Origin of the sequence: Corynebacterium casei LMG S-19264 (genome assembly GCF_000550785.1) — a bacterium.
In the GTDB taxonomy this organism is placed as follows: Bacteria; Actinomycetota; Actinomycetes; order Mycobacteriales; family Mycobacteriaceae; genus Corynebacterium; species Corynebacterium casei.
In genome coordinates this window covers 2,414,887-2,440,536 of sequence record NZ_CP004350.1, presented here as the reverse complement: position 1 = coordinate 2,440,536, position 25,650 = coordinate 2,414,887, and the positions used below count along the sequence as shown (strand labels likewise).

General features: G+C 56.2%; 20 protein-coding genes, 1 tRNA gene and 1 pseudogene. 14 read left to right on the top strand and 8 right to left on the bottom strand.

Going from position 1 to position 25,650, the window contains the following annotated elements; translation table 11 throughout:
* Positions 1–77 precede the first annotated feature (77 nt).
* A complete protein-coding gene (gene cmrA / locus CCASEI_RS11180; RefSeq protein ID WP_006821909.1) occupies positions 78–878 on the bottom strand; it encodes a mycolate reductase in 801 nt (266 codons plus the stop codon).
* A 211-nt stretch (positions 879–1,089) separates the two neighbouring features.
* Here cmrA and CCASEI_RS11175 point away from each other — a divergent pair, with 211 nt between their 5' ends.
* Positions 1,090–2,181 carry an alkene reductase gene (locus CCASEI_RS11175; protein ID WP_006821910.1) on the top strand — a complete coding sequence of 364 codons (1,092 nt, stop codon included), beginning with the start codon at positions 1,090–1,092 and terminating at the stop codon, positions 2,179–2,181.
* Between the two features lie 32 nt (positions 2,182–2,213).
* On the opposite strand, the gene CCASEI_RS11170 is transcribed toward CCASEI_RS11175, so the two are convergent.
* Positions 2,214–2,915, bottom strand: a complete 702-nt coding sequence (locus tag CCASEI_RS11170) for a putative N-acetylmannosamine-6-phosphate 2-epimerase (RefSeq protein WP_006821911.1) — start codon at positions 2,913–2,915, stop codon at positions 2,214–2,216.
* Positions 2,916–2,977: 62 nt separating this feature from the next.
* On the bottom strand, positions 2,978–3,922 hold the full coding sequence (locus tag CCASEI_RS11165; RefSeq protein ID WP_006821912.1) for an ROK family protein: 945 nt from the start codon (positions 3,920–3,922) through the stop codon (positions 2,978–2,980).
* A gap of 105 nt (positions 3,923–4,027) precedes the next feature.
* On the opposite strand from CCASEI_RS11165, the gene CCASEI_RS11160 reads away from it, so the two are divergent.
* Together CCASEI_RS11160 and CCASEI_RS11155 are read left to right on the top strand one after the other, a co-directional pair.
* Complete coding sequence (locus tag CCASEI_RS11160) at positions 4,028–5,215, top strand: N-acetylglucosamine-6-phosphate deacetylase (protein ID WP_025388022.1); 1,188 nt, start codon at positions 4,028–4,030, stop codon at positions 5,213–5,215.
* A gap of 111 nt (positions 5,216–5,326) precedes the next feature.
* A complete protein-coding gene (locus CCASEI_RS11155) occupies positions 5,327–6,247 on the top strand; it encodes a dihydrodipicolinate synthase family protein (RefSeq protein WP_025388021.1) in 921 nt (306 codons plus the stop codon).
* An 82-nt stretch (positions 6,248–6,329) separates the two neighbouring features.
* Here the strand turns inward: CCASEI_RS11155 and CCASEI_RS11150 are convergent, their stop codons facing one another.
* Positions 6,330–7,052: a FadR/GntR family transcriptional regulator gene (locus CCASEI_RS11150; RefSeq protein WP_006821915.1), complete on the bottom strand. Its 723-nt coding sequence runs from the start codon at positions 7,050–7,052 to the stop codon at positions 6,330–6,332.
* A gap of 559 nt (positions 7,053–7,611) precedes the next feature.
* Here CCASEI_RS11150 and CCASEI_RS11145 point away from each other — a divergent pair.
* The 5 genes from CCASEI_RS11145 to CCASEI_RS11125 all read left to right on the top strand — a co-directional run bounded on the left by CCASEI_RS11145 (position 7,612) and on the right by CCASEI_RS11125 (position 14,903).
* Entirely contained in the window at positions 7,612–9,198 is a 1,587-nt protein-coding gene (locus CCASEI_RS11145) for an ABC transporter substrate-binding protein (RefSeq protein WP_006821916.1), read from the top strand.
* A 105-nt stretch (positions 9,199–9,303) separates the two neighbouring features.
* Positions 9,304–10,251: an ABC transporter permease gene (locus tag CCASEI_RS11140; protein WP_006821917.1), complete on the top strand. Its 948-nt coding sequence runs from the start codon at positions 9,304–9,306 to the stop codon at positions 10,249–10,251.
* A 3-nt stretch (positions 10,252–10,254) separates the two neighbouring features.
* Positions 10,255–12,312 (top strand): dipeptide/oligopeptide/nickel ABC transporter permease/ATP-binding protein, encoded by a 2,058-nt coding sequence (locus CCASEI_RS11135; protein ID WP_025388018.1) that lies wholly within the window; start codon positions 10,255–10,257, stop codon positions 12,310–12,312.
* Positions 12,313–12,315: 3 nt separating this feature from the next.
* A complete protein-coding gene (locus tag CCASEI_RS11130; RefSeq protein ID WP_025388017.1) occupies positions 12,316–13,149 on the top strand; it encodes an ABC transporter ATP-binding protein in 834 nt (277 codons plus the stop codon).
* Between the two features lie 17 nt (positions 13,150–13,166).
* Complete coding sequence (locus CCASEI_RS11125) at positions 13,167–14,903, top strand: alpha/beta hydrolase (RefSeq protein WP_025388016.1); 1,737 nt, start codon at positions 13,167–13,169, stop codon at positions 14,901–14,903.
* Between the two features lie 79 nt (positions 14,904–14,982).
* Here CCASEI_RS11125 and CCASEI_RS11120 read toward each other — a convergent pair.
* Positions 14,983–15,056: transfer RNA gene (locus CCASEI_RS11120), tRNA-Arg, on the bottom strand.
* A 184-nt stretch (positions 15,057–15,240) separates the two neighbouring features.
* Between CCASEI_RS11120 and CCASEI_RS11115 the strand changes: the two genes are divergently transcribed.
* From CCASEI_RS11115 to CCASEI_RS11095, 5 genes are all read left to right on the top strand, one after another.
* Positions 15,241–17,295, top strand: coding sequence for a bifunctional copper resistance protein CopD/cytochrome c oxidase assembly protein (locus CCASEI_RS11115; RefSeq protein WP_025388015.1), 2,055 nt, complete (start codon positions 15,241–15,243; stop codon positions 17,293–17,295).
* 258 nt (positions 17,296–17,553) lie between these two features.
* Positions 17,554–18,129 carry a single-stranded DNA-binding protein gene (locus tag CCASEI_RS11110; RefSeq protein ID WP_006821922.1) on the top strand — a complete coding sequence of 192 codons (576 nt, stop codon included), beginning with the start codon at positions 17,554–17,556 and terminating at the stop codon, positions 18,127–18,129.
* Between the two features lie 194 nt (positions 18,130–18,323).
* Complete coding sequence (ettA, locus tag CCASEI_RS11105) at positions 18,324–19,994, top strand: energy-dependent translational throttle protein EttA (protein WP_006821923.1); 1,671 nt, start codon at positions 18,324–18,326, stop codon at positions 19,992–19,994.
* 182 nt (positions 19,995–20,176) lie between these two features.
* Positions 20,177–20,659: an acyl-CoA thioesterase gene (locus CCASEI_RS11100; RefSeq protein WP_006821924.1), complete on the top strand. Its 483-nt coding sequence runs from the start codon at positions 20,177–20,179 to the stop codon at positions 20,657–20,659.
* Between the two features lie 85 nt (positions 20,660–20,744).
* Positions 20,745–21,419: a hypothetical protein gene (locus CCASEI_RS11095; RefSeq protein WP_006821925.1), complete on the top strand. Its 675-nt coding sequence runs from the start codon at positions 20,745–20,747 to the stop codon at positions 21,417–21,419.
* 64 nt (positions 21,420–21,483) lie between these two features.
* Here the strand turns inward: CCASEI_RS11095 and CCASEI_RS11090 are convergent, their stop codons facing one another.
* Entirely contained in the window at positions 21,484–22,587 is a 1,104-nt protein-coding gene (locus CCASEI_RS11090; RefSeq protein WP_006821926.1) for an HNH endonuclease signature motif containing protein, read from the bottom strand.
* A gap of 325 nt (positions 22,588–22,912) precedes the next feature.
* Between CCASEI_RS11090 and ald the strand changes: the two are divergent.
* Positions 22,913–23,998 (top strand): annotated as a pseudogene (gene ald / locus CCASEI_RS11085) (alanine dehydrogenase).
* Positions 23,999–24,089: 91 nt separating this feature from the next.
* Here the strand turns inward: ald and CCASEI_RS11080 are convergent.
* Positions 24,090–24,482, bottom strand: coding sequence for a globin (locus CCASEI_RS11080; RefSeq protein WP_006821927.1), 393 nt, complete (start codon positions 24,480–24,482; stop codon positions 24,090–24,092).
* 7 nt (positions 24,483–24,489) lie between these two features.
* Positions 24,490–25,539: a mechanosensitive ion channel family protein gene (locus CCASEI_RS11075; RefSeq protein ID WP_025388014.1), complete on the bottom strand. Its 1,050-nt coding sequence runs from the start codon at positions 25,537–25,539 to the stop codon at positions 24,490–24,492.
* Positions 25,540–25,650 lie beyond the last annotated feature (111 nt).

Genomic DNA, 25,650 nt, shown 5'->3' with positions numbered 1-25,650 from the left:
ACGAGCCTTTTGCATGCTTTCACTTTCTGGTGAAAACTCTCCGCCTAATCTCGTGAAAAGCGAGCGCGCGAAGCTTTTCACCCCATCTTGGAATAGAACTTCCCAATCAGTGGTGCGGTGACTGGGGTGGGCAGGATTTGGGAAAGCGTGTTCATGGCTTTGGAGAGTGGGCCCGGCACGACGCGGCGTTGATTCTTGGCCATGGCGTTGAGGGTTTCTTCAGAGCAGGATTCGTAGGTGGTCCAAAGGAAGTCGGGAACGACTTTGTCCACGATGGACTGCTCGGATTCGGGTATGACTGCGGCGCGCACGGGGCCGGGTGCTAGCAGGGTGCAGGTGACGCCGGTCTTTTTAAGTTCGTAGTGCAGGGCTTCGGTAAATGCGTTGACGCCGGCCTTGGTGAAGACATAGGTGGCGTTATAAGGAATTGGGACGTTGCCGGCGGCGGAGCCAACGTTACAAATAGCGCCGGAGTGTCGGGGCAGCATCTGCTCCAGCGCGGCTCGGGTCAAGCGGTGTACGGCCGTGGCGTTGAGCTGGAACTGGTTGGTTTCATACTCCCAGTCCTGCTCCATGAAACTGCCGAAGCTGGCGATGCCGGCGGAATTAATAATGACGTGGATCCTGGTCTTAGCCATCTTAGAAATGACCTCGTCCACATCTTCCTTCTTGGACAGGTCCGCTGGCCAGCTTAAGGCGTCGATGCCGTGGTTGCCCACGAGCTCGTCGGCAAGCGACTGCAAAACCTCTTGTCTGCGGGCAACGAGAATGACATTGTGGCCCAGCTTGGCAAGATCGCGCGCCATAGCTTCACCGATTCCCTGGCTAGCGCCCGTGATGAGAGCGTAGGAATCTTTAGCGGGGGAGGGAAGTGCCATGGTGGGTGGAAATCCTTTCACTTCAGGCAATGAGAATTTAAAGCTAACTCCGCGTTTGTTTGTAGGTTCCAAATCTACTTCACCATTACGGCGGAGGAGTTGGTGAAACGCCCTGTGAGCAAGGAGACTACGGAGGAATTAGTTTCTTCTGGAATATAGCGCAGGGGGCGTGGGTTGAAGCGGGTGTACTAATTTCAGCCAGGAGGAAATAATGACCAAGCTTTTTGAACCCGTGCAGATTGGAAAGCACACGTTGGCGAACCGCGTCACCATGGCGCCGTTGACCCGCCAGCGCGCTGGCGAAGATGGAACGCCCACGAAGCTGCACGTGGAGTACTACTCCCAGCGTGCCACCGCTGGTCTGGTAGTCACCGAAGGTGTCTTTCCGGCCTACAGCAGCCGTTCCTTCCCAGGCCAGGCAGGACTTGCGACCGATGGACACACTGAAGCCTGGAAGCCTGTTGCTGAGGCCGTCCATGCCCGCGGCGGCGTAATCTTTGCCCAGGTTATGCACGGTGGGCGCACCTCCCACCCGGACCTTTTGCGCGATGCGCCAGTCAAGGCGCCAAGCGCACTGCCAACCGGCGGTGACGTGCGTGGCTTTAGCGGCAAGACCGAAGGCGTAGTGCCGGAAGCACTGACCCCGGAAGAGATTCCTGGAATCGTGGACGAATTCCGCGAGGCCGCGCGCCGGGCAGTGGACGCTGGTCTGGACGGCGTGGAAATCCACGGCGCTAACAGCTATCTGCTGCATGAGTTCCTGGCGCCGAACTCCAACATCCGTGAGGACCAGTACGGCGGTAGCCCAGAAAACCGCGCACGACTTGTGGCAGAAGTAATTCGCGCAGTGGCCGAGGAGATCGGTGCTGAGCGCACCGCATTACGCATTTCCCCACAGCACAACATTCAGGGCATTGCTGAAACTGATGTGCAGGAGACCATCGCTACCTACCAAGCGCTGTTTGAGGCAGTCTCTGACCTGAAGCTGGCGTACATCTCAGTTTTAGCCAATGACCCTGAAGGCGAAGTCGTAACTGAACTACGCCGCCAAATCCAGCAGGACCACGGCTGGCCGTTGCTGCTTAACTCCGGTTTCGCCGTGGTGACCCAGCTGGATGAAGCTAAGTACATCGTGGATAACCTGGGCGCTGACGCTGCTGTGGTGGGCCGCATGCTCATTGCTAACCCTGACTTGGTTGAGCGCTGGGAAACCGGTGCTGAGCTCAACGAGCCTGACATGGACACCTTCTACGTCGGCGGCGCCAAGGGCTACACCGACTACCCAGCGATGGTGCGCGTTTAAGCAACCAACTGGCTAGACCTGGATAGATCTGGTTAGCGTGACTGGATTGCGGCCTTAAATTGGGCGGTTATCCAGCCTGGATCAGTAATAGCGGTGCCGATGATAATGGCGTTGGCTCCCAAATTCAGGCCACGCTGCGCATCCGCTGGTGATGCGAAACGGCCCTCGCCGATGAGGAATACGTCAGGGCCAATCAACTCACGTGCCTGCGCAAGGCACTCAAAATCAGGACCGTCCGTCTTCGGGCGGTCCTCGGTGTATCCAGCCAAGGTGGTGGACACGATGTCCGCGCCGGCATCGGCCGCAGACTTTGCTTGCTCGGGGGTCGCGCAATCTGCCATGAACATCAGTCCTTCTTCATGAGCGACCTCAATGAGCTCAGCCACGGTGCAGCCATCTGGGCGCTCACGGAACGTGGCATCCGCGCAGACAACAGCAGCGCCAGCTTTCGCTACCGCGCGCACAGATTCCTTGGTGGGAGTGATATACACACCCGTGGTGCCTTCTTTGGTCAGGCCAAATACTGGCACGTCAACGGCATTGCTGATGGACGCGATATCTTCCACGCCGCCGTAGCCACCACAGCGAATAGCCGGCGACCCGCCATCCACACAAGCACGCGCGATAGCGGTGAGCGCGTGAGTATCGCGCAATGCATGTCCGTCTGGTGCCTGGGCAGAGACAATAACCTGTCCCTCAATCAGTGGGCGAAGTTCTTCGAAAGTAATCTGCATGGCTTCTCTTCCTTATTGTTTCTTATAGTTTCTGGTTCTCTATGGCCGACTGTTGCAAAGATTCAATCCAGGTTCGTCGTGGCAAGTACGCCCGCACCGATTAGCGGGGCATTGTCACCCAGATTCGCCCGGACTACCGGGGTGGACTGATTCGGGGCAAGTGCTCCCACCGTGAGGCCTTCCCGGATAGGGGTGAGAACTCTTTCCCCGAGCGCGGCCATGCCACCGCCGATGATCAGTGCATCAACATCAAAAGCAGTCACAATCGCGCCTAGGGTTCGCCCCAGTCCGGTCAGGTTGCCCTGAAGAATCTTGGTGAAGTGTTCATCGTTTGCCGCGACATCTTCCAAGCGAATATCCGTTGGCTGCAAATCGCGCCACGTAATCTCGCCGACGTTTGGGACATGGCCCGCAGCGACATCGTTGTAGTAGATGGTCAGGCCCGAACCGGAGGCGATGGTCTCAGCCCGCTGGGCGTAGCCGAAGACATCAGCGGCGACAAGTTCCGAAAATTCACCGGCCGTTGCGCGCGGGGAATCCAGCAGCGTGCGTCGATCAATCACGGCACCGCCTAGGCCCGTGCCGATGGAGATAAACAGCACCCGGGAAAAACCATCGTGCCCGCCGTGGGTGTATTCGCCCAGCCCCAGTGCACGGACGTCATTGGTGGCAATACCGGGAAGACCCGTTGCCTGCTGTACCAATGCGTATAAGTCTGTGCCTTGCCAACCAGCCATGGTGGGCCCGGCATAGGTGACTAAACCCGTTGCGGTATCCACCACACCGGGGGCACCGATACCCACGCGCACTGGTTGTAATCCCTCCGCCGCAGCAGATTCTAACGCCGTGCGCAGTGCCAGCTGTACTTGCTGCTGTGCAGTGGAATCAGCGGGCTGCGTGGGAATGCGGCCCGAGGCGAGAACTGTGGTCGGGGATGAGTCGGGGATGAGACCATAGGCAATCTTTGTGCCGCCGATATCAAGTGCGATTGTGCAAAAGCTAGGCATGGAGTCTCCACTTTGCTACTATGAGCTACATTACTTATAAGACATCATACAGGTTGGCGGCGGGCGTGAAGCGCGTTGGCTAAAAAAGATGAGGATAAACAGGCTATGACGGTGCAACCACCAAGCTCGACACCGGCAGAATTGTTCACCGGTGACATCTCCGGCTTGTTCTATGACGGTGAGACAACCCCGCGTCCAGCCACGGTGACAGTGCGCGATGGCGTTATTGCCAACATTGCGGACGACGGTGACAAAGGTTCTGCAGAGTCCTGGGATGGTCCGGTTATTGTGCCAGGCTTCATTGACCTGCATAATCACGGTGGTGCTGGCGGAGGATTTCCAACCGGCACGGTAGGCGAATGCACTGATGCAGCTTTGTATCACCGGGAGCGTGGCAGCACTACCTTGTGGGCATCGATGGTGTCCGCGCCGGGCGCGGAGCTCGTTGCGCAGGCAGAGCTTTTGGCTGGGCTTGCAGAGCAAGGGCTTATCGATGGCATCCACATGGAAGGCCCTTTCATTTCCGCCTGCCGGTGTGGTGCACAGAATCCGGTCAACATCATCGATGGTGACCCGCACATGTTTGCTGAGGTTATCGCGGCTGGCCGGGGATATTTAAAGTCCATTACTTTCGCGCCGGAGACGGCGAACTCGGATGAGATTTTTAAACTATGCGCGGAACACGGCATTGTTGCCTCCCTGGGGCATACCGATGCTGACTTCGCCACTATGGCCGACGGGATTGAGCGCGGGCGCGCGATTGGTGCGACGGTGACCGCGACGCACTTGTTCAACGCCATGCCGCAGATTCACCACCGTGACCCCGGTGCTGCCGCTGCCTTGATTAGCGCCGGTGCCCACCGCGACATTGGACTAGAAGTCATTGCTGATGGCGTGCACTTGGACGATGGCACGGTTGACATGGTCCTTAACGCGGCACCACATAATGCATTTGCGATTACTGATGCGATGGCCGCGGCCGGCAAGCCCGATGGCGAATACGTTCTTGGTGCCTTGGGAGTAACCGTTGTGGGTGGCGTTGCGCGTTTGACCGATGGTGGTGCCATCGCCGGTGGTACCAGTACTTTGGCGGAGCAATTTGCCAGACGCGTCAACCGTGGCGCTTCCATTGAGCAGGCCAGCGCGTTTGTCACCGGCAACGCAGCGAAGATCGCCGGCAAGACCGGCACGCTACGTGTCGGTGACCAAGCTGACCTGGTTGTCTTTGCCAAGTGTGGTGATGCGACTCCTGAAGTGTCCATCGTTGCCGGGCGGGCAATGCACCCTCGGTGATTTAACCGCTGGCTGATTCAGCTGCCGAATTGCAGGCAGGCTGGCTACTTCCAGAATGCTCTATTTCCTTTCTACTCATTTCTGATTTAAATACTCAAAGGAGTTATCCCCATGACCATTGCAAACCTTTCCGGTGTTGTCCCACCAGTCATTGTTCCGCTCAACGAGGACCGCACCTTCGACCGCGCATCCTACGAAGTACACGTGGAGCGTCTTATTGCTTCTGGTGTGCATGGCCTTTTCATCTTGGGATCCTCAGGTGAGGTTGCGTTTTCCACCCGTGAGCGTCGTCAGGAAATTCTTGAAGCAACCATGAGTATTGTCAATGGCCGCCTGCCGGTCATCGCTGGTGTTGTGGATATGCAGACCGAACGCGTGCTGGAGCATGTTCGTGATGCTGAAGCAGCCGGTGTCGACGCTTTGGTTGCCACTGCGCCTTTCTATGCGCTTGGAGGCATGGAAGTTGTCGAAGCACACTTCCGCGCAATCGCTGCCGCAACCGACTTGCCGCTGTTTGCCTATGACATCCCAGTCTGTGTCAATGTGAAGCTCCCGGTTGATTTGCTGATGAAGCTTGGTACCGAAGGCGTAATTGCTGGTGTTAAGGACTCTTCCGGTGATGACGTGTCATTCCGCTGGTTGGCTCAGGCAAATGAAGATGCTGGCCACCCACTGCGTCTGTTCACTGGCCACGAAGTTGTAGTTGATGGCGCTTACCTGTCCAGCGCTGATGGCAGCGTGCCAGGCCTCGGTAACGTTGACCCAGATGCTTATGTTCGCCAGTGGGATGCATTCCAGCGCGGCGATTGGAATGGCGTTCGCGCTGAGCAAGATCGCCTCGCGCGTCTGATGCACATTGTGACCGTCACCAGCGGCGTCTCCGGCTTTGGTGCTGGTATCGGTGGATTCAAGACCGCTTTGCAGCTGCTCAACGTTATTAAGACCAATCAGATGCCGCTGCCAGTTGCACGCATAGAAGGCGACAACGTCGAAGCAGTCCGCTCTGTTCTGGAGTCTGTAAAACTGCTCTAGAAAGAACTTTCCCAAAGCAAAGCCCGCACTGAAGCAATGCTCAGTGCGGGCCGTTTATGTCTACGTAGTGCTAGATTCTGCCCTAAGCCAGGGAGCTTAGCAGTGGGGCATAATGTTCATCGATGGCCACGAGGTACGTGTCCAAATCGCCCTTCTCGGCGGCGGTGAGCATCTTGCGGTGCGCACGCGCAGTGTCATCTAATTTGTCAGTGCCGACTTCGGCGCTGCGCAATGCTTGCATGTGAATGCTCCACAAGGTGGTTCCAAGCTGCGAAAGCAAAGCTGAGGTGTGGGTGTAAAGCTGCTGGTGGAAGGCGTTATCTTCTTCCAAGAAAGGCTCGCCGCCCTCAGCTTTGTTCTCCATTGTGGTCACCAACGCGCGCAGCGCGGGATTGGTGGTGCCGGTCAGTGCTTTGACGATTGCCGGGGCGGAGCCAATATCAAGCATCTTGCGAACTTCCACCACATCACGCAGGGTGTTGAGACTGCTAGGTTCCAAAGAAGCACGCAGCAAGATGGTCTCCGCTAGGGGAGCAAGGGACATATCGCCCACAAAGCTGCCCTTGCCGCGTTCTACGCGCACAATATCCAGTGCCTGGAGCTGGCCAACAGCCTCACGCACAGCGGAGCGGGAAACCTGCAGCTCCTGGCACAGTTGATGCTCAGAAGGTAGAGGATCGCCGGGCTTTAAATTGTGGTTGACAATGTAGCTTTTGATGGCCTGGATGGCGCTCTCAGTGCGGTTAAGCGGCGGAAGAGGGGCAAAGCTATTTGCCAGTGAGCCCGCGGAGTTAGGTTGAGTCATTATGCCTTCAATCTCTGGCGGATAAGAACTGCTCGATGTACTTGACTTTGAACACTGATGTCAGACAAGTGCGGTTTAGCTGTTGAAATTGAAATTATAGCAGGCGATACGGGGTCCCGCCAAGCTTTGCCGATAATTAATTTTAACTAGGGTGAGCTGCAGGTTTATTGGGTGAACCTGCTGAAGATTTGAAAGTGAATTCGCACCGCTTTTGGAATTTGTGGGGGTGGTTGTTGGGGGTACTCTTGCGGGTTGGTGGCGAGTGGAAAATGTGGAACTTGTCTGAAGGGTGGGGTGCGGTTGTGGTGTGTTTGACCTGTGTGAACGGCGGGATTGTGGACGTGTCCCGTGCTGCTCCTGGATAGTTTTGGAGATTTAGCACCACAATCGCTAACAGTGTGAGCCAAGCAACCTATAAGATGTCTGATAAGCGATTCGTTAGGGATCTTCTCGGACCCAATTTACTAACGGCCCGCAGCGTACAGATTTATGTAAGCGTTCCTGCGCTCATATTCCTGTTTCCATATTCCTCCCCCTCAAGAGAGACAAGGTATTCAAGATGGCACACCTAAACCGCCGCGCGAAGGCTTTGACCGCAGTGTTGGCCACTGCCGCACTCTTCATCACGGCATGCGGAAGCTCTAATGACACTTCTGATGCAGCAGGTGGTGCAGTCGGCGCCACCGGTGGCGATGGCGCTGGCACCATCATTTCCGGTGTTGCATACGCGACCACCAACTATCACCCTTCCTCCACCTCATCCGCTTTGGCGATGGGCACCAACTGGCACGTGGTTGAAGGTCTATATGAGCAGGACCTTTCGGATTACTCCGTATACAAGGCTCTGGCAGCAGAAGATGAGCCAACTGAAATCTCAGACACTGAGTACGAGATTTCCATCCGTGAGGGCGCAAAGTTCTCCGATGGCTCTGACGTAACTTCCGCCGACGTGGTTTCCTCCTTCGACCGCGCAATGGCTGAGGGCAACATCTACGCTGCGATGGTGGACTTCATTGACACCGTTGAAGCTAAGGATGACACCACTGTCACCTTGAAGCTGCAGTACCCATTCGAGCTGCTCAAAGAGCGCCTCTCCGTGGTCAAGATTGTTCCGGAATCCGCTTCCGATGATGAGCTGACCTCCATGCCAATCGGCTCGGGCCCATACAAGTATGAGTCCATTACTGACGCTCAGGTAGTTGCGGTTCCAAATGAGAACTACAACGGTGAGAAGGAAGCCACCAACGGCAAGTTGGTCTGGGACGTTCTGGTGGATGACACCGCACGTACCAACGCTGGTCAGTCCGGTGCGGCTGACATCATCGAAAACGTCTCCGCAGACAACGCCTCCCTTCTGGAAGGCGCTGGCATGACCGTTGAGGAAAAGGACGGCTTCAATCTGCCATTCCTGCTCTTCAACACGGAGAAAGAACCGTTCAATGATGAGCGCGTCCGCCAGGCATTCCACCGCGCTATCAACAAGCAGCAACTGGTGGACAACAACATGTCCGGCAAGGCAGTGGAGGCAACCTCCTTCTTGCCTGAAAGCCACCCAAACTACAGCGAGGCCGAAACTGACCTGAGCTACGACCCAGAGGCAGCACAGGCTCTGCTGGAAGAAGCCGGTGCGGAAGATATCTCCGTTACCTTGCTGACCACTGATCACACCTGGATTGAGCAGCTATCGCCACAGATCAAGAATGACCTGGAGGCAGTGGGCATCACCGTCAACATTCAGTCCCAGGCTTCGGCATCGCTCTACTCCGACTACCTCGATGTTGAAGACCCATCCTTCGACGTAGCACTGGCACCTGGTGACCCATCGGTTTTCGGCCAGGACCCGGCTCTGCTGATGAACTGGTGGTACGGCGATAACGTGTGGACCCAGCAGCGTTCCTTCTGGCAGGAATCTGACCAGGAAGCATTCGATGAGCTGCAAAACGTCATCACCGAAGGCGTGAAGAAGCCATCTGCTGAGGCACAAGAGAACTGGGATACCGCTCAGAACATCATTGCTGAGAATGCGGTTATCTACCCACTGTTCCACCGCACCCTGCTGACTGCATACAACCCAGAAAAGATTGAAGGCTTCAAGGCAATCTCCACCACTGGCTTGCAGTTGCTGGACGCGACCTCGAACGAATAATCAGGCAAAGCGCAGTCCTCGCTTTACACCGTTGATCTTAAGGGGCTAGGCGCAAATAGGCCTAGCCCTTTAATTCGATCTTAGGAAGAAGAACTCGGAAAGCTTATGAACAATCTCATCCGGCTCGTCGGTAGGCGCCTCTTGCTGCTGCCGATTATGGTGTTGGGGGTGACATTCCTGGTATTTGTGCTGATGTCACTGTCACCAATTGACCCTGCCTATGCTGCGCTCGGTGAATCTGCCACACCGGAGGCGCTCGCGCAGTATCGCGAAAACAACGGTCTTAATGATCCGTGGTACGTCCAGTTCGGTTCCTATATCGCCGGCATGGTCCAAGGCGACCTCGGCGTCTACGGCCAAGCAGGACTGTCGGTGGCCGACAAAGTCTTCGCTGCACTGCCAATTACCTTGCAGCTGACCTTCTTCGGTTTGATCATTGCAATTCTGATTTCCTTCCCACTGGGCATCATCGCGGCACTGTTCCGCAACCGCTGGCCAGACCAGGTCATCCGATTCTTCTCCGTGATCTTCATTGCAACCCCATCCTTCTGGTTGGCAATCTTGCTGGTCATGGCATTCATCGGCAAGCTGCCTGTCGCCGGTGGCCTCCCGCAGTTGAGCGAAGACCCCCTCGGCTGGTTTGAGCGCATGCTGCTTCCAGCTATCTCCCTAGGGGTGCCAGTGATTGGTCAGATGACCCGCATTGTTCGTACCTCCATGGTCGAAGAGCTGGACTCTGACTATGTCCGAACCGCTATCGGTGCGGGTATTCCGCGCAGCGTGGTTGTCTCCCGCAACGTTTTGCGCAACGCGCTAATTACCCCAGTCACCGTGCTGGGTCTGCGCGTTGGCTACCTGATTGGTGGCGCGGTGGTCATTGAGATCATCTTCAACTTGCAGGGCATGGGGCGTGTGCTTATTGATGGCATCACCAACTCCTGGGTCAGTGTTGTCCAAGGCTCCGCACTGGTTGTGGCGATTTCCTTCATCCTGGTCAACATCATCGTTGACGTGCTCTACGTACTGATTAACCCTCGAATTCGGGCGGTGTAAAACATGACTTCTAAGAAGCAAAAACTCCAAGCCATGGAAGATAACGCGGGCAAGGTTCGCTTCCGCCGGTGGAACGCCATGAGCTTCGGCTCAAAGCTATCGATCATCGTCCTTGGCATCATTGCCCTCAGCGCGATTTTCGCGCCGCTGCTGGCGCCGCATGATCCGCAAGCGATCACCATGAAGGGGCTTGAGCCTTCCGGTGAAAACCTCTTTGGTACTGACCACCTGGGCCGTGACGTATTATCTCGCCTACTCTACGGGGGCCGCTACTCACTGCTGGTTGGTTTGGCTTCTACCGGTATTGCGCTCGCGATTGCTGTCATTTTGGGTTCCATCGCAGCCGTTTCGCGCAAAGGCATGGATGAGCTCATCATGCGCATCATGGACGTCATCATGTCCGTTCCAGCCATCGCGCTGGCAGCGGTAACCGTGGTGGTCTTCAGGGACCCATCCAACCCCGAGTCTCTCATCTGGGTGATTATTGGTTCCATCGCCTTTGTTTACATCCCGCAGCTCACTCGTATTGTTCGCGCAAACGTGCTGAGTGAATACGGCAAGGATTACGTCAACGCTGTTGTTGTTGCTGGCGCTCGTGCGCCATGGATTCTGGCCCGCCACGTCATGCGCAACTGCGCTGCACCAGTCCTGGTGTTTGCAACTTTGTTGGTGGCGGACGCCATCATCTTGGAAGCTTCCCTAACCTTCATCGGTGCGGGCCTGCAAGAGCCTATCGCTACGTGGGGCAACATCTTGTCCGCTGCCCAGCCGGGAGTTCTGCGCGGCGAATGGTGGCAGGCACTGTTCCCAGGCGTGATGATCATGGTGACCGTGTTGTGTCTGAACATTGTTTCTGAAGGCATTACTGATGCCATGGTGGCTGCGCCAACCGGCCCAGCCAAGACCAAGCCTTCTAAGAACGGTGAGCGCGAAGAAGACAAGTTGCTCGCTGACTCCGTCGCTGCGCATGAAGCACAGAAAGAGAGCCTGGATAAGCGCATTGCTGATTTGCAGCGTGTAGAAGGGCTTCGTGATGACCGCCAGGCACCACCGAATGATTCCCCGGTGCTTTTGGAAGTCAAAAACCTCTGCATCAAGTTCCCCCGCCATGGTGATGTCAACGTGGTGGATAACGTCAGTTTCACCGTGCGCAAGGGCGAAACCATGGCGCTGGTGGGCGAGTCTGGCTGTGGTAAATCCATCACCGCTTTCGCCATCATGGGTCTGATTGACCCGAAGGCCGAAGTTACCGGCGAGGCCCTCTACGAAGGCCGTGACTTGTTGTCCATGCCGAAGAAGGAACGCCAGGCGCTGCTTGGACACGAGCTGGCCATGGTCTACCAGGACGCGTTGAGCTCTTTGAACCCGGGCATGCTGATCAAGGCGCAGATGAAGCAGCTGACCTCCCGCGGCGGCACCCGCAGCGCAGAGGAACTGATGCAGCTAGTCGGCCTGGATTCAAAGCGCACCTTGGACTCTTACCCGCATGAGCTTTCTGGTGGTCAGCGTCAGCGTGTGCTCATCGCGATGGCGCTAACCCGTGACCCCAAGCTGGTTATCGCGGATGAGCCAACCACTGCGTTGGACGTCACGGTGCAGAAGCAGGTTATTGAACTGCTCAATGACTTGCGTGACAAGCTCGGATTTGCCATGGTCTTTGTATCCCATGACCTGGCTTTGGTGGCAGAAGTCGCCCACAAGGTCACTGTCATGTACGCCGGCCAGGTGGTAGAGCAAGCACAAACCGTGGAGCTTTTGACCAACCCGGTCCACGAATACACCCGTGGCCTGCTCGGTGCGGTGCTGTCCATTGAGGCTTCATCCGGACGCCTGCACCAGATCCCTGGCGTGGTGCCTTCACCACGTGACTTCCCAGCAGGTGACCGCTTCGCGCCACGTTCCTCCCACGCCGGCTACGGCGAGGACATCACCCCGGTACGCACGAAGGTTGGCCCACCTGAGACCGGCCACACCTATGCAGCCATTCCAGACCGCGAAACCGGGGTCATTTCTCCTGGCACGCCAGTGGAAGAAACCGGCTCAACCAAGGAAGGAGCGTAAATCATGGATCAGACCAATCCAACCGCGGCAGGCCCCATCATTGAGCTGCGCGATATCGAAGTGCGCTTTAGAGCCCGCAACAGTGGCTTGTTCAAGCCGAAGTACGTCCACGCTGTCCAGGGGCTCTCTCTTGCCGTTAATCCTGGTGAAACCATCGGCATCGTGGGTGAGTCGGGCTGCGGCAAGTCCACCACCGCGAATGTCATGTGTGGGCTGCAAGTCCCAACCGCGGGGCAAGTATTCTTCCGCGGGCAGGAAGTGTCCAAGCGTTCTGCCGCGGACCGCCGCCGGATTGGCCGCGTGGTATCCGTTATTTTCCAGGACCCGTCCACCGCATTGAATGCGCGCATGAGCGTGCATGACCAGCTCATTGACCCGCTGGAGATGCACAAGGTGGGCACCAAAGCTGAGCGCGAAGACCGCGTGGAAGAACTCATCTCGCGCGTGGGTCTGCCAACCTCCGCGTTGGAAGCCATGCCCGGTCAGCTATCTGGTGGTCAGCGTCAACGCGTGGCCATCGCCCGCGCTTTGACGCTGAGCCCAGATGTCATTATCGCGGATGAGCCAACCTCAGCGCTGGACGTCTCCGTTCGCGCGCAGATTCTGAACCTGCTCATGGATCTGAAGAATGACCTGGGGCTTTCCATGGTGTTTATCTCCCACGACATTCAAACCGTGCGCTATATTTCAGACCGCTTGGTGGTCATGAACGGCGGCAAGGTTGTGGAAGAAGGCCCAGCAGATGACCTGCTGAGCAATCCGCGGGATGAATACACCCGCACGCTGTTGGGGGCGGCACCATCATTGCTGCACCCAGCCAGCGTGGAGTTGGAGTAGGAACAGCGGGCGCGGTCATGAGCTTTCAGGTTTCAGGTGGCACAGCTATTCGCGGGACTATCATTGCCACGCATGGAGTGGGAGATAGCGCTGCCAGCTTGGCGGATATTGCCACCCACTTTGGTGATGAGTTCCGGATTTACCTGGTTGACCTGTTGGGCCATGGCCACGCGCCGCGGTTAACAGATGAGCAGCTGGAGGATCCCTTTGCTGCGGTTGCCGCGTATTTTGCGCAGGACCTCGAGCAGATCATCACCGCCGCGCCCGGCGGATTGCCGGTGGTGCTCATGGGGCATTCCTTTGGCGGTTCGGTGGCTGCCTATGTTGCGCAGCACAATCCGCAACTTGTTGATGCCCTAGTGTTTGAAGACCCCGCCATCCTCACCGCCGCACAGGCACAGGTTTACCGCGAGGATGCAGCAAACTTGGCCGCTCGCATGCGTAAGCAGGGAAGCGATCCGGCAGCCGCTATAACTGAATTAAGACCTGATTATCCGGCGTGGTCTACTGCCGAGTACACCGGATGGGCACAAGCAAAAGCACTTGTTGATTACCGTCTTGTAGAAACCGGGGTGGTCGGTACAGCAGCGTCGCACATGGATGAGGAAGATATTCTGCCTCACCTCACCATGCCGACGCTGCTGGTTACCGGCGACGGAGCAGATGTGCTTTTCGATGTCCCACGGCTCAACCAAGCACTTTCCTCACCGAAGGTAGAAGGCGCGATTATTCGTGGGGCTTCGCACACGGTGCGCCGTGATCAGCCAGAGGCGTTTTTCGCTACTGTCGATGCCTTCTTAGACCGCGTCCTTCCCCACACACCTAGCACCCCAGGCGTAAGCGCCTTTATCCGCGAGGAATACAAGCTGCTCACCGAAGCGCTGCCCCCGCAGGATACGTGGGACATTCCGATTATGCGCGAGTCTGCCCGCACACGTAATCAGCCCTATGGTTTTCTCCCTGGTATCAGCGCCACCGAGTTCGCCATCAAAGCTGGTGATGTGACGGTGCGCCAGGTAGCCCGCGATGAGTTACAGCGTGGAGAGATTGCTCCTGAACTGGTGTTCTTTAGTGTGCACGGTGGTGGCTATGTTGGTGGCAAGCCAGAATATGACGATGTTCGCCACGAAGCGCTCGTGCAAGAGTTTCATCCCGTGGTTGTTGTCTCCCCGGAATATCGCCTTGCCCCGGAACACCCTTACCCGGCTGCGGTGATTGACACCGTCGCCGCACTGGTGGACACCGTTGAGCGCTTCCCAGATTCACCGATTATCACCTATGGCGATTCCGCTGGTGCAGGCCTTTTGGCTCAAGTATTCGCACGTCTCGAAGACTTTGCCCCAGAGAAGTCTGCAAAAATTAGGAAGCAAGTGAATTCTTTCATCGCCGTGGAACCTTGCCTGGATCCGGCCATGAACACGGCGTCTTGGGAAACCTACGCGGCCGGTCCCGCGTGGTTCCACCGCTCCTCAAAGATCTCCTGGGCAGGCTATCTGTCAGACAGCAAGCCTTCTTTCGCCGAGCTCATTCCCGCCGATAAAGTACTCGTGCCGCCGACCCTGGTGGTGGTCAACCCAGCCGATCCGCTGCGCGATGAAGGAATCGACTGGGCACGCCGTCTCATTGACAACGGCGTCAATACGGAGTTGCACTTGTTCTCCGGCACAGTCCACGGACTGGCCACCATCCCCGGAACTGCTTCGTGGAACTCCCTGCTGGAGCTCATCGCATCCTTTAACCGTGAACTAGCTTAGAGCCCGACCGGTGCCCAAAAACGATCAGAACACGCATCTAAGCCTGTTGAATAGGCCTAAAAACGTGCTCTGAACTGTGTGCCCCCAGCAGGGTTCGAACCTGCGACACACGGGGTAGAAGCCCGTTGCTCTAATCCGCTGAGCTATGGAGGCTAAAATTAATGCCCGTGATTTTAGAATAAGCTCTCAAAATCATAGGGGATTAACAGTTGGAGATTTTAGCCTATGGTCACTCAAATCTTGAACTAGCGGGTGTCATTCAGGGTGTCTGAAAGGTGTGACCGAGTCGTAGGCATTCATTTATGTGCCCTGACGCGGCGGAAGTAGACTAAGGGCCATGTCGATGACCTCGCAGCAATCGCCGGCACCCCCCGCCGTACCACCAAAAAGTAATGTTCGTTCCACCTGGCCCATTTATGTGGGCGCGGCGATCATTGCCGGTCTTGTCGGCGGCTTTATTTCGCTCTTCTTCCTCGCAGATTCCCTCGCGGCATTGGGTATTCCTGACCCCGGGCGGCTGACCACCTTCGGCCTTCCGTTCTTCCGCGCCATTGCGTGGATTCTCATGGCGTTGTCAGTCGGGTCATTTCTAACCTCAGCCTTCTTTATCAATCCGGTTGTTCCGGACAAAGATAATGCGCGGCTGAATGAGGCGACGTTGACGGTTGATGGGTTCATCGCAAGGCGAACTGGCTCCTTTGCCGCCTTCTGTGTTGCACTGGTTGCGCTGGTTGAAGCCCCACTGGTTATGTCGGATGTTTCTGGTACCCCGCTGACGCAGGTGCTCAACGTTCAAATGATGTCCATGGCACTGGACCAAGTGGCTACTGCCCAGGTCTGGGTGGTGACCGCCGTGATGGCTGCTGCTGTCGGCGTGCTGGGGCTGGTGAGCAATAAATGGACCATGCAGCCGGTGCTGTTTGTGCTGTCTGTTCTCATGGTGGTGCCGCTGGGCATGGAAGGTCACTCGGCCTCCGGCGGCGACCATGACTACGGCACCAACTCATTCTTGTGGCACCTGCTGTTTATGGTGCTGTGGATTGGCGGCATTTTGGGGCTCATCGCCCACGGACGTCGGCTTGGCCCGGATATGACCATGGCGGTGCGCCGCTATTCCACCCTCGCGCTGGTTGCTGCCGGTGCCATGACCATCTCGGGCCTGGTCAACGCTGCTATTCGTATTGAATTCTCCGATTGGTTCACCACCCGCTACGGCCTGATTATCGTGGCGAAAACCGCGCTGACCCTGCTGCTGGTCTTCTTCGGCTTTATCCACCGCCAAATCACCATCCCGCAACTGGGGAAGAAACCACAGCTGTTTCTGCGCGTTGCCATCATCGAAGTCGCTGTCATGGCCACCACCGCTGGTGTGGCCATCACCATGGGCCGCACCCCGCCGCCACCGCCGCGCGACCCGAACCTGAACTCCATGCAGATTGTCATGGGCTTTGAACTCAGCGAAGCACCATCCTGGGGCAACATGCTCACCCAATTCCGCTTCGAGGTCATGTTTGGCACTATCGGACTGATTCTCGCCGCGCTTTACGCCTACGCGCTGTGGCATGTTCGCCGCCGCGGCCTCGCGTGGTCTGGATGGCGCACCACATGGTGGATGCTGGGCTCGCTGGGGCTGACAGTCTTCATGTCCACCGGCACCGGCATGTACATCCCAGCGACCTATTCCATGCACATGCTCGGCCACATGGTGCTGTCCATGGTCATCCCACTTATGCTGGTGCTGGGCGCGCCGCTGACATTGATTATGGAAGCCTTCGAATCCGGACGCCCCGGCAAACCCACCATCCATGACTGGGCCGTGGCGCTGACCAAGTCCAAGATTCTGGGCTTTATCACCAACCCAATTGTCAACGTGCTGCAGTTCCTGTTCTTCTTCTACGTGCTGTACTTGTCCTTCGGCCTGTACCAACTAGCAATCTCAGAACACGCCGGCCACGTGCTCATGAACTTCGCATTCCTTATCTCCGGCTACATCTACTTCTGGGAAGTGGTGGGACCAGACCCAATTCCGAAGCGCTCCAAGACCCTAATCCGCCTGGGCATTTTGTTTGCCTCCATGCCGATTCACCTGTTCATGGGTGTTTACCTCATGCAGCTCAATGAGATTTTGGGGCTGGAGTACTACCTCTCTCTGGAAATCCCTTGGGACCATGACCTCATGCAGGACCAAAAGGTCGGCGGTGGCATCGCCTGGGGCTTCGGGCAATTCCCGCTGGTCATTGTCTTTGGCAAGCTCTTTGTTGAGTGGCTGCGCGAAGACCGTGCTGAATCCAAGTTCTATGACGCCAAGGCAGAGGTCGATGGTGACGTGGATATGGAGGAATATAACAAGATGCTGGCGGAGCTTAGCCGGAGGAACAACCGCGGCAACTAGCTCGGCGATGGGCTTGGCGATGCGCCGAGCGATTAGCCGAGCGATTAGCCGAGCGATTAGCCGAGCGATTAGCCGGGCGACTAGGGGTTTTACATTAGCCTGTGGATAACTAGGTCCTTTTAGTGACGGGTCAACATAGTTATCCACAGGTTTTCAAGTTTTCTGTTTTCTTTTCTTGACGATGCCTACAAGATGAGTTTTAGAGCAACCGCTCGAAAAAATAAGCTCAAATCTCAAGAAACAGAAAGAAGACACATCATGTCTCAATACACCGTAACCATCACCGGCAACCTCACCGACGATCCATTCGTAACCAAGTTCAGCGGGGACAAGGTCAACACCCGTTTGCGCATTGCTTCCTCGCGCCGAACCCGCTTTACCAACGCCAAGGGCGATTTTGAATGGCGCGATAGCGACACCGTTTACATGAACGTGGAACTTTGGGGTCAGCTTGCGATCAACGCTTCGAAGTCTTTGAAGAAGGGCATGCCTGTTATCGCGCTGGGATCTGTGTGCACTGATACCTGGACGGATAATGAAACTCAGAAGCAGCGCGAGCGCACCTACCTGCGCGGTTTGCAGGTGGGCATTGATATGAACCGCTACATTCTTGCCTCCCAGCGCATGGATGCCACGCACACTCCGGAAGGTATTGTGCTCAACGCGGGCTCGGAAGCGCTGCACATTAATAAGGACTACACCGTGAACAATGACGAAGTCATTGATGAAACCGACCTCGAGCCCGTGGAGCCAGTCTCCCTAGACGCGGTGCGAGAAAACTCTGACCGGGAATCGGAACTGGCAACCGAGGAGGACGCCGTGGCGAACTTTTAGGACAGTGAATTTCATTGGTGCTTAGTACTTAAGCTCCCAATAATTTAGAGTGGGAAGTACGAATTTCAGAATAAGAAATTAGTCATCGCCACATCGTGCGCCTGCCGCTGGCTAAAACTGGTGGCAGGCGTTCATTTATTGTGCCAGTCGGGTACGCTTTGTGGTGATTAAAACTCGAAATACAAGGGAGTGACATGGGCGAGTTCATCTACACGATGAAGAACGTGCGTAAAGCCATTGGCGACAAGGTCATTTTGGACAATGTCACCATGGCGTTCTACCCAGGCGCAAAGATTGGTGTCGTTGGACCCAACGGCGCGGGTAAGTCTTCGATTCTGAAGATTATGGCTGGTCTGGACCAGCCTTCCAACGGTGAAGCATTCCTGGATCCAGGTGCGACCGTGGGCATCCTGCAGCAGGAACCACCGCTGAATGAAGAAAAGACGGTGCGCGAAAACGTCGAAGAAGGTCTTGGAGACATCTTCGAAAAGAAGCAGCGCTTCGAGGCAATCGCCGAAGAAATGGCAACCAACTACACCGATGAGCTCATGGATGAAATGGGCAAGCTGCAGGAAGAACTCGACGCAGCTGACGCGTGGGAAGTTGATTCCAAGATTGAGCAGGCAATGGAAGCTCTTCGTTGCCCGCCTTCCGATGCATCGGTAACCCAGCTCTCCGGTGGTGAGCGTCGCCGAGTAGCACTTGCAAAGCTGCTGCTGAGTGAGCCTGACCTACTGCTGCTCGATGAGCCTACTAACCACCTGGATGCTGAGTCCGTGGAGTGGCTGGAAAAGCACCTGGAAAACTACCCAGGCGCTGTCCTGGCCGTGACACACGACCGCTACTTCCTGGACCACGTTGCGGGCTGGATCTGTGAGGTCGACCGCGGCAAGCTCTACCCATACGAAGGCAACTACTCCACCTACTTGGAGAAGAAGGCTGAGCGTCTGGAGATTGCCGGCAAGAAGGATGCGAAGCTGCGCAAGCGTCTGAAGGATGAGCTCGCGTGGGTTCGTTCCGGTGCTAAGGCACGTCAGGCAAAGAACAAGGCTCGTCTGGAACGCTACGAAGAAATGGCGGCTGAGGCGGAACAGTACAAGAAGTTGGACTTCGAAGAAATCCAGATTCCTACTCCGCCACGTCTGGGCAACAAGGTTGTTGAAGCCAAGAACCTGACCAAGGGCTTTGATGGCCGTACCTTGATCAAGGACCTGTCTTTCACCCTGCCTCGTAACGGCATCGTCGGCGTGATTGGCCCGAACGGTGTGGGTAAGACCACCCTGTTCAAGACCATCGTTGGCTTGGAAGACGCTGACTCCGGCGCGGTTGAGGTTGGCGATACCGTCCGGCTGTCCTACGTTGACCAGAACCGTGCGAACATCGACCCGGATGCGACCGTGTGGGAAGTTGTTTCTGATGGCCTGGATTACATCCACGTTGGTCAGAACGAAATGCCATCGCGTGCATACCTGTCCGCGTTCGGTTTCAAGGGCCCAGACCAACAGAAGCCATCCAAGGTTCTCTCCGGCGGTGAGCGTAACCGCCTGAACTTGGCGCTGACGCTGAAAGAGGGCGGAAACCTGATTCTGCTCGATGAGCCTACCAACGACTTGGACGTCGAAACCCTGGGTTCCTTGGAAAACGCGCTTGAGAAGTTCCCTGGCTGTGCCGTGGTTATTTCTCACGACCGCTGGTTCCTGGACCGCACCTGTACCCACATTCTTGCGTGGGAAGGCAACGTTGAAGAAGGCCAGTGGTACTGGTTCGAGGGCAACTTCGGTGACTACGAGAAGAACAAGATTGAGCGTCTCGGTGAAGATGCCGCTCGTCCTTCCCGCGTGACCCACCGCAAGCTGACGCGTTAATGTGGCGTGGGTGGGGATTAGTTCACCACCACGTTAAACATCGATAGACTTGAAGCGATAGTGCACGGTAAATGTGTACTATCGCCTCTTGTTTAATATGAACTATTCATTTTATGATTTGCCCTGGTTGGCAGCTGTATGTGCTGGGCCGGGGATATAAACCCAAGGAGTATTGCCGCCTCATGGCTTCAGATTCCATCCACTCACACCGCATTCCAGTCCGCTGGTCTGACTTCGACCGCTATGGCCACATCATGAATGCCAATTATGTTGAAATCGCCCAGGAAGCACGTTTGGCGTTTGCTGAGGATAAGTTCTTTTCACAAGATATCGAGTTTGCTGCTTTCGTGCGCCACCTCGATTTGGACTTCCGCAAGCCAATTGAGCCTGAAGGCAACACCGAGTTGCTTATCGAGTCTCAGGTGGTTGAGGTTGGCAACACCTCCTTTGTGACCCGCCAGGAAATCAAGGATAAGCATGGTCGCACCGCATGCGTTGTGGAGTGCGTGCAGGTTGCGGTTGACTTGGATACCCAAACGCCACGTTCTTTGACTGATATGGAGCGCGATATTCTGCTCAACATCGGCGTTGAAAATGGCAAGAATGATGCTGCGGCGGGAGCCAATTCGGACCTTGGCTTGGGTGAGATCGGCTACGACGACTAGTTGAAAAACTAGCTCGTTGCCCTAACCGGGCTAGAGTCGTGAGGGAGAGAAACAATTCCCTAACTCAAGAATCAGGAGACGCACCATGGACGAAATACTGATGCTGTACGGCGGCGGCGCGGGAATGGTTTCATTCCTTGCACGTGTGACGGGCATTGATGCATCAGCCATGGTGCGTCTTCGGCAATTAACGGATGGCTCCGATGGCCAACCACCGGTGGTGGATGTTTTCGCCACCACGCCATTTGAGGTGGTTGCCTCGCGTCGCATCCAGGGAACCGTCAGCCGCGATGGTGCGGTAGTCGGCGCCGACACCATGCTTGAGGCCCTCAACGCCACGGAATTTGCCGCTGCCACCCCAGATGCGCCGATTGAGCTGAACCTGGGCCGCCCGCGCGATCCATCTTGGCCGGGTGCACTGCCGCCAGCGTCTGGTTTCAAGCTCATTGATAACTTGCCGGTCGAGGTTGCACGCAGTCTTGTCGATGAAGGCCAAAAGCTTGCCCGCCAGTTCTCCGGCCCGATGGGGCCGCCGCAAAGCTTGATGAATCAGACCGTGGTCACCGCTGAGTCCGGTGATGTCAGCGCAGAGATTCCCATGCGCATGATTTTCGCCTGCACGAACTTAGGCCTCATTCCTAATTTCGCGGCGCCGATGAACGTGCCACGCCACCTGCGCATCTCGGGCCTTAGTCGCTGGGTGCGTATCGATGCCCCCTTCGGCACCGTCTATCACTCCAATCGCTTGTCCCTGTTTTAGGCACGCCTTTTAGCCCGGGAACCCTTGTCAGATCCCGGGTGTAGTGTGATGCTTTGACGTGGTCTTAAATCAGGTCCATCGCTCCCATCGTGCTCAAGTCATGCGTGTTGCCCAGCAGTTTTCTACCTGGGGTAACAAGCTTGACCTGTCCGCGGTGGCGTATCATCCGCCCTCGACTTTTCTCGCGGCGCCTTGCCCGGGCGCCGTCGTCGTTGACACCGTTGTGATAGGCGCACAGCGTGGTGAGATTCGAAGGATTCGTCTGCCCACCATTCTTATGCGCAACTAGGTGGTGTACCTGGCATCTATCGGCTGGTACTTTGCAGTCCGGCCACGGGCACACAAGATTCTCCGCCATGGCTAGAATCCGTTGCTTGCCTGACGCGAACCGAGCTTCGTACAAGTTCACTGGCCCGGCGGTGGGATGGAAGAGTCCGGCGTAAATCTTGTCGCCAAGGGCACCAGAAACCGCAAGGTTAACGATCTCAGCACCAGTCATAGTCGTGCCGTCGGAGGCGCCGATGATGGATTCGTCGCCTTCGCCGCGAATAATCGTTGCGGATTGATCCAAACCGATGGCAATAACAGTGCGGTATTCGGGTTTGAGCACACCACCGCCACCATCGATATGTTTCCAAAACGCTTCTAACAGTGCCTTCGACCTCGGCTCTGATGAGGTCTCTATGGCATCAAGGGTCTTCTCAAAGTCGGTGATGCGGCGCTGGGTATCGGTGATGCTCATCGTGACCATGCCGTTCTTTGGGCGGCTTATACGCATACCCGGCTCTTTCGGCTTGTCGCCGACAATCTCATCGACGCGCTGGTTGCCCAGGGCGTTGACTTCTTCATAAGTGCCCTCGTGCGCTATGAGTTCGGCACGTAGCTTCCACGCGGCACCGCGCTTTTTCTTTAACTTCTGAGCGTGACTATCAATCATTTGTAGACGTTCCATACTCAACCCGCGCTCTTCGGCGAGTGCTACGGACTCGCGCTGAAGGCGTGGTGAGTCGGTGGAGCCGAAGAAGACGTCCGCTAATTTGGAGTACTTTCTCGCCGTCTTTAACGCCATGTCATCGGCGGCCATGTCATAAACGGATAGTTCCGCCATGTCTCTTAAAACGCTCACCGCCTGGGTGGCGTGTTGTATGAATGCTTTGTAATTTTTCATAACTTCGACGCTAAACCCAAAGCGCAACCCCACACCAGGGCAAACATGAAAAGCTGTGGATAACTACGTTGACGCGTCACTCAACAGGCCAAGTTATCCACAGATGGAGCAATTTCGCCCAAAAGTGCGTTCGGCCGGGGTACAGGCGTGCGCATTTTGAACCAATTCCCTTGTGGATCGTGCAGTGCGCGGATATTGATTGCCCGACGAGGATGTGCAAAGCTTCTGGATGAATCACCGATGGGGCTGCTTTTACGAGCGTAGGCCGGATTTTATCTTCTAATAGGCAACAAAACCAGTATCTTCGCTCGCAGAAAGGCACACCATGCGCATTGGTATTCCCGCAGAAATCATGAACAGTGAAAGCCGCGTGGCCGCCACTCCGGCGTCCGTGAGCACCCTTGTTCAGGATGGTCATGAAGTCTTTATTCAGGCGGGGGCCGGCGTGGGCGCCAGCTTCTAGGATGAGGAATTCAAGCAGGCGGGTGCCACGGTGCTGGATTCTGCGAAAGAGGTCTGGGAAACCGCGCAGCTGGTGCTGAAGGTCAAGGAGCCACTCGAGGAAGAATACGGGTATCTGCACGAGGCTTTGGTGCTGTTTACGTACCTGCACTTGGCAGCATCAAAGCCGCTGACCCAGGCCCTGATTGATTCCGGTTGTACTTCCTTGGCGTATGAAACCGTGACCGATAGGAATGGTGGTTTGCCGCTGCTGACGCCAATGTCGCAGGTGGCTGGGCGTTTGGCTGTCATTGAGGGTGCACACCACTTGATGTCCACGCAAGGCGGATGCGGTGTGCTGCTGCCTGGTGTTCCCGGCGCCAAGCCTGCCCGCGTGGTGGTTATTGGCGGTGGCCAGGTGGGGGCATCGGCAGTAGCCATGGGAACTGGGCTGCGAGCAGAGGTGACCGTATTGGATTTGGAGCCGCAGATTTTGCAGCGTTTTGATGACCAGTACCAAGGCCGCGTTCGCACCCAGATTTCTGACCCGGTGACTTTGCATGAAGAGCTCCTGGAAGCAGACCTGGTCATTGGCGCTGTGCTCATCCCGGGCGCTGCTGCGCCGAAGCTGGTGACAGAAGCGATGGTCAAGGGCATGAAGCCGGGTGCCGTGTTTGTCGATGTTGCCATCGACCAAGGTGGTTGCTTTGAGAACTCCACCAAGACCACTCATGATGACCCGACTTACAAGGTCCACGACACCCTGTTTTACTGTGTGGCTAACATGCCAGGCGCGGTAGCGAATATGTCCACCCGCGCGCTGACGACCGCGACGTTGCGCTATGTCCGCGATATTGCATCGGAAGGCGTTGATGGCGCTTTCGAGCGCTTTGCCGGATTGCGTGATGGCCTAATGACCCGCGGCGGCAAGTTGCTGTCCGATCCTGTCCGTGAAGCGCTGGATCTCTAGTGGTGTAAGAAAACAGCAAGATGCCCGAGCCAGCACCTGATGTGCGGGGCTCGGGCATCGTTGTACCTAGCGCCTTCCTCGAGGAAACTGATTAAGGCGCTTTGTTGATGAGCATGCCAGCTAGCTGGTTCATGTGCTGCCAAATCATTTGACGGTATGGCATCGGAAGGGTTTCTTCATCGATGTCATCGAGAGAATTCTTCATCAACTTCAACCAGCGGTCATGGGCTGCCATATCAATCGGGTAATTCATGTGGCGCATGCGCATGCGCGGTGAACCGCGATTTTCATTAAACAGCGCCGGCCCGCCCCAATACTGGGCGAGGAACCAGAGGAGGCGATCCTCAGCACCGGCGAAGTCTTGGTCCGGGTACATCGGACCCAAGATGTCGTCTTCCGGTACCTGTTTATAAAATCCCGACACTATCTTTCGAAAGGTCGGCATTCCGCCAATCGCCTCATAGACGCTGTTATTCGCAGACATGAGTTACTTACTCGTCCTTCTTCAACTGTGGGGCAGTGATACCAATACCATACGGGTAGGGGGTAGCAATGCCAGCATCGTTCATGGAATTGAGAACGCGTGCCTGCAGAATACGCTGGACATCCCACTGGGAGCCAGGCAGTGTCTTCACGGAAACACGGAAGGATAGGTAGTCCGGCTGGAAGTCGGTAACGCCGTTGACTACTGGTTCATCCAGAATCAAACCGGCAACTTCTGGCGTCTTCGCGGCAGCCTTCACGCTGCTTTCAATGACCTCATAGGCCTTTTCGGTGTCATTAGACAGACCAACTGGGACCTGGACGCGGGCGACAGAGAATTCGTCGGAGTGGTTAGCAACCTGAAGGATTTCACCGTTGCGGACGTACCAGAGTGCGCCATCAATATCGCGCACGGTGGTGATACGCAGGGTGATTTCTTCCACGTCACCGAAGATGCCGTTGCCCAAGTCGATGGTGTCACCAATGCCGTACTGGTCTTCCAGCAGCATGAAGATACCGGACAGGAAGTCCTTGACCAGTGATTGCGCGCCGAAACCAAGAGCAACACCAAGAACACCAGCAGAGGCAATCAGCGGAGCGATGTTAACACCGACCTGGTCAAGGCTGGCTAGGAATGCCCAACCCCACACCACGATGGCTGCCGCAGAGCGGGCGACATTCGCCAGAGTTTTAATGCGCGAGATTCGCCGGTTCTCGTGCGATTTGTCAATCGCTTCGAGTTGCTTTTCTTGCTTCTCTTTTTGCTTCTTGTTTTTCCCTCCCGGCCGAGCAAGCTTGGCGATGGGGGAGGTACGGATGGTCTTCTTCTCGATGGAAGATTGAGCTAATTTACCGATCAGGCGTCGCACGAGCCAGTGCAGAATCAGCGCAACAATAATGATGAGGGCGATAGCAATTGGACGGTTAATCAACCATTCTTGGGTTTGAGGATCAGACCACCAGCTGGAGACACTATCAACGGCTTCACTTGGAGAAGTCGAAGCCGCAGCCAGCGTCGCTATATCTGCAAGTGATGAGAAATTAGTCAGGGTAATCACAAACTTTCGCTTTAATCTAACAGGCCTTAAACCTAGGGCTGGCCTGGTGTTTCTAAGTCTGCACGGCTTAGACAGGGTGGTCTAAACGTGCCGTTTATCGTACCTGCCCAA

Bases quoted from the DNA above. Each gene is read 5' to 3' on its own strand.
- cmrA (WP_006821909.1), bottom strand. From the start codon at position 878: ATGGCACTTCCCTCCCCCGCTAAAGATTCCTACGCTCTCATCACGGGC.
- CCASEI_RS11175 (WP_006821910.1), top strand. From the start codon at position 1,090: ATGACCAAGCTTTTTGAACCCGTGCAGATTGGAAAGCACACGTTGGCG.
- CCASEI_RS11170 (WP_006821911.1), bottom strand. From the start codon at position 2,915: ATGCAGATTACTTTCGAAGAACTTCGCCCACTGATTGAGGGACAGGTT.
- CCASEI_RS11165 (WP_006821912.1), bottom strand. From the start codon at position 3,922: ATGCCTAGCTTTTGCACAATCGCACTTGATATCGGCGGCACAAAGATT.
- CCASEI_RS11160 (WP_025388022.1), top strand. From the start codon at position 4,028: ATGACGGTGCAACCACCAAGCTCGACACCGGCAGAATTGTTCACCGGT.
- CCASEI_RS11155 (WP_025388021.1), top strand. From the start codon at position 5,327: ATGACCATTGCAAACCTTTCCGGTGTTGTCCCACCAGTCATTGTTCCG.
- CCASEI_RS11150 (WP_006821915.1), bottom strand. From the start codon at position 7,052: ATGACTCAACCTAACTCCGCGGGCTCACTGGCAAATAGCTTTGCCCCT.
- CCASEI_RS11145 (WP_006821916.1), top strand. From the start codon at position 7,612: ATGGCACACCTAAACCGCCGCGCGAAGGCTTTGACCGCAGTGTTGGCC.
- CCASEI_RS11140 (WP_006821917.1), top strand. From the start codon at position 9,304: ATGAACAATCTCATCCGGCTCGTCGGTAGGCGCCTCTTGCTGCTGCCG.
- CCASEI_RS11135 (WP_025388018.1), top strand. From the start codon at position 10,255: ATGACTTCTAAGAAGCAAAAACTCCAAGCCATGGAAGATAACGCGGGC.
- CCASEI_RS11130 (WP_025388017.1), top strand. From the start codon at position 12,316: ATGGATCAGACCAATCCAACCGCGGCAGGCCCCATCATTGAGCTGCGC.
- CCASEI_RS11125 (WP_025388016.1), top strand. From the start codon at position 13,167: ATGAGCTTTCAGGTTTCAGGTGGCACAGCTATTCGCGGGACTATCATT.
- CCASEI_RS11115 (WP_025388015.1), top strand. From the start codon at position 15,241: ATGTCGATGACCTCGCAGCAATCGCCGGCACCCCCCGCCGTACCACCA.
- CCASEI_RS11110 (WP_006821922.1), top strand. From the start codon at position 17,554: ATGTCTCAATACACCGTAACCATCACCGGCAACCTCACCGACGATCCA.
- ettA (WP_006821923.1), top strand. From the start codon at position 18,324: ATGGGCGAGTTCATCTACACGATGAAGAACGTGCGTAAAGCCATTGGC.
- CCASEI_RS11100 (WP_006821924.1), top strand. From the start codon at position 20,177: ATGGCTTCAGATTCCATCCACTCACACCGCATTCCAGTCCGCTGGTCT.
- CCASEI_RS11095 (WP_006821925.1), top strand. From the start codon at position 20,745: ATGGACGAAATACTGATGCTGTACGGCGGCGGCGCGGGAATGGTTTCA.
- CCASEI_RS11090 (WP_006821926.1), bottom strand. From the start codon at position 22,587: ATGAAAAATTACAAAGCATTCATACAACACGCCACCCAGGCGGTGAGC.
- CCASEI_RS11080 (WP_006821927.1), bottom strand. From the start codon at position 24,482: ATGTCTGCGAATAACAGCGTCTATGAGGCGATTGGCGGAATGCCGACC.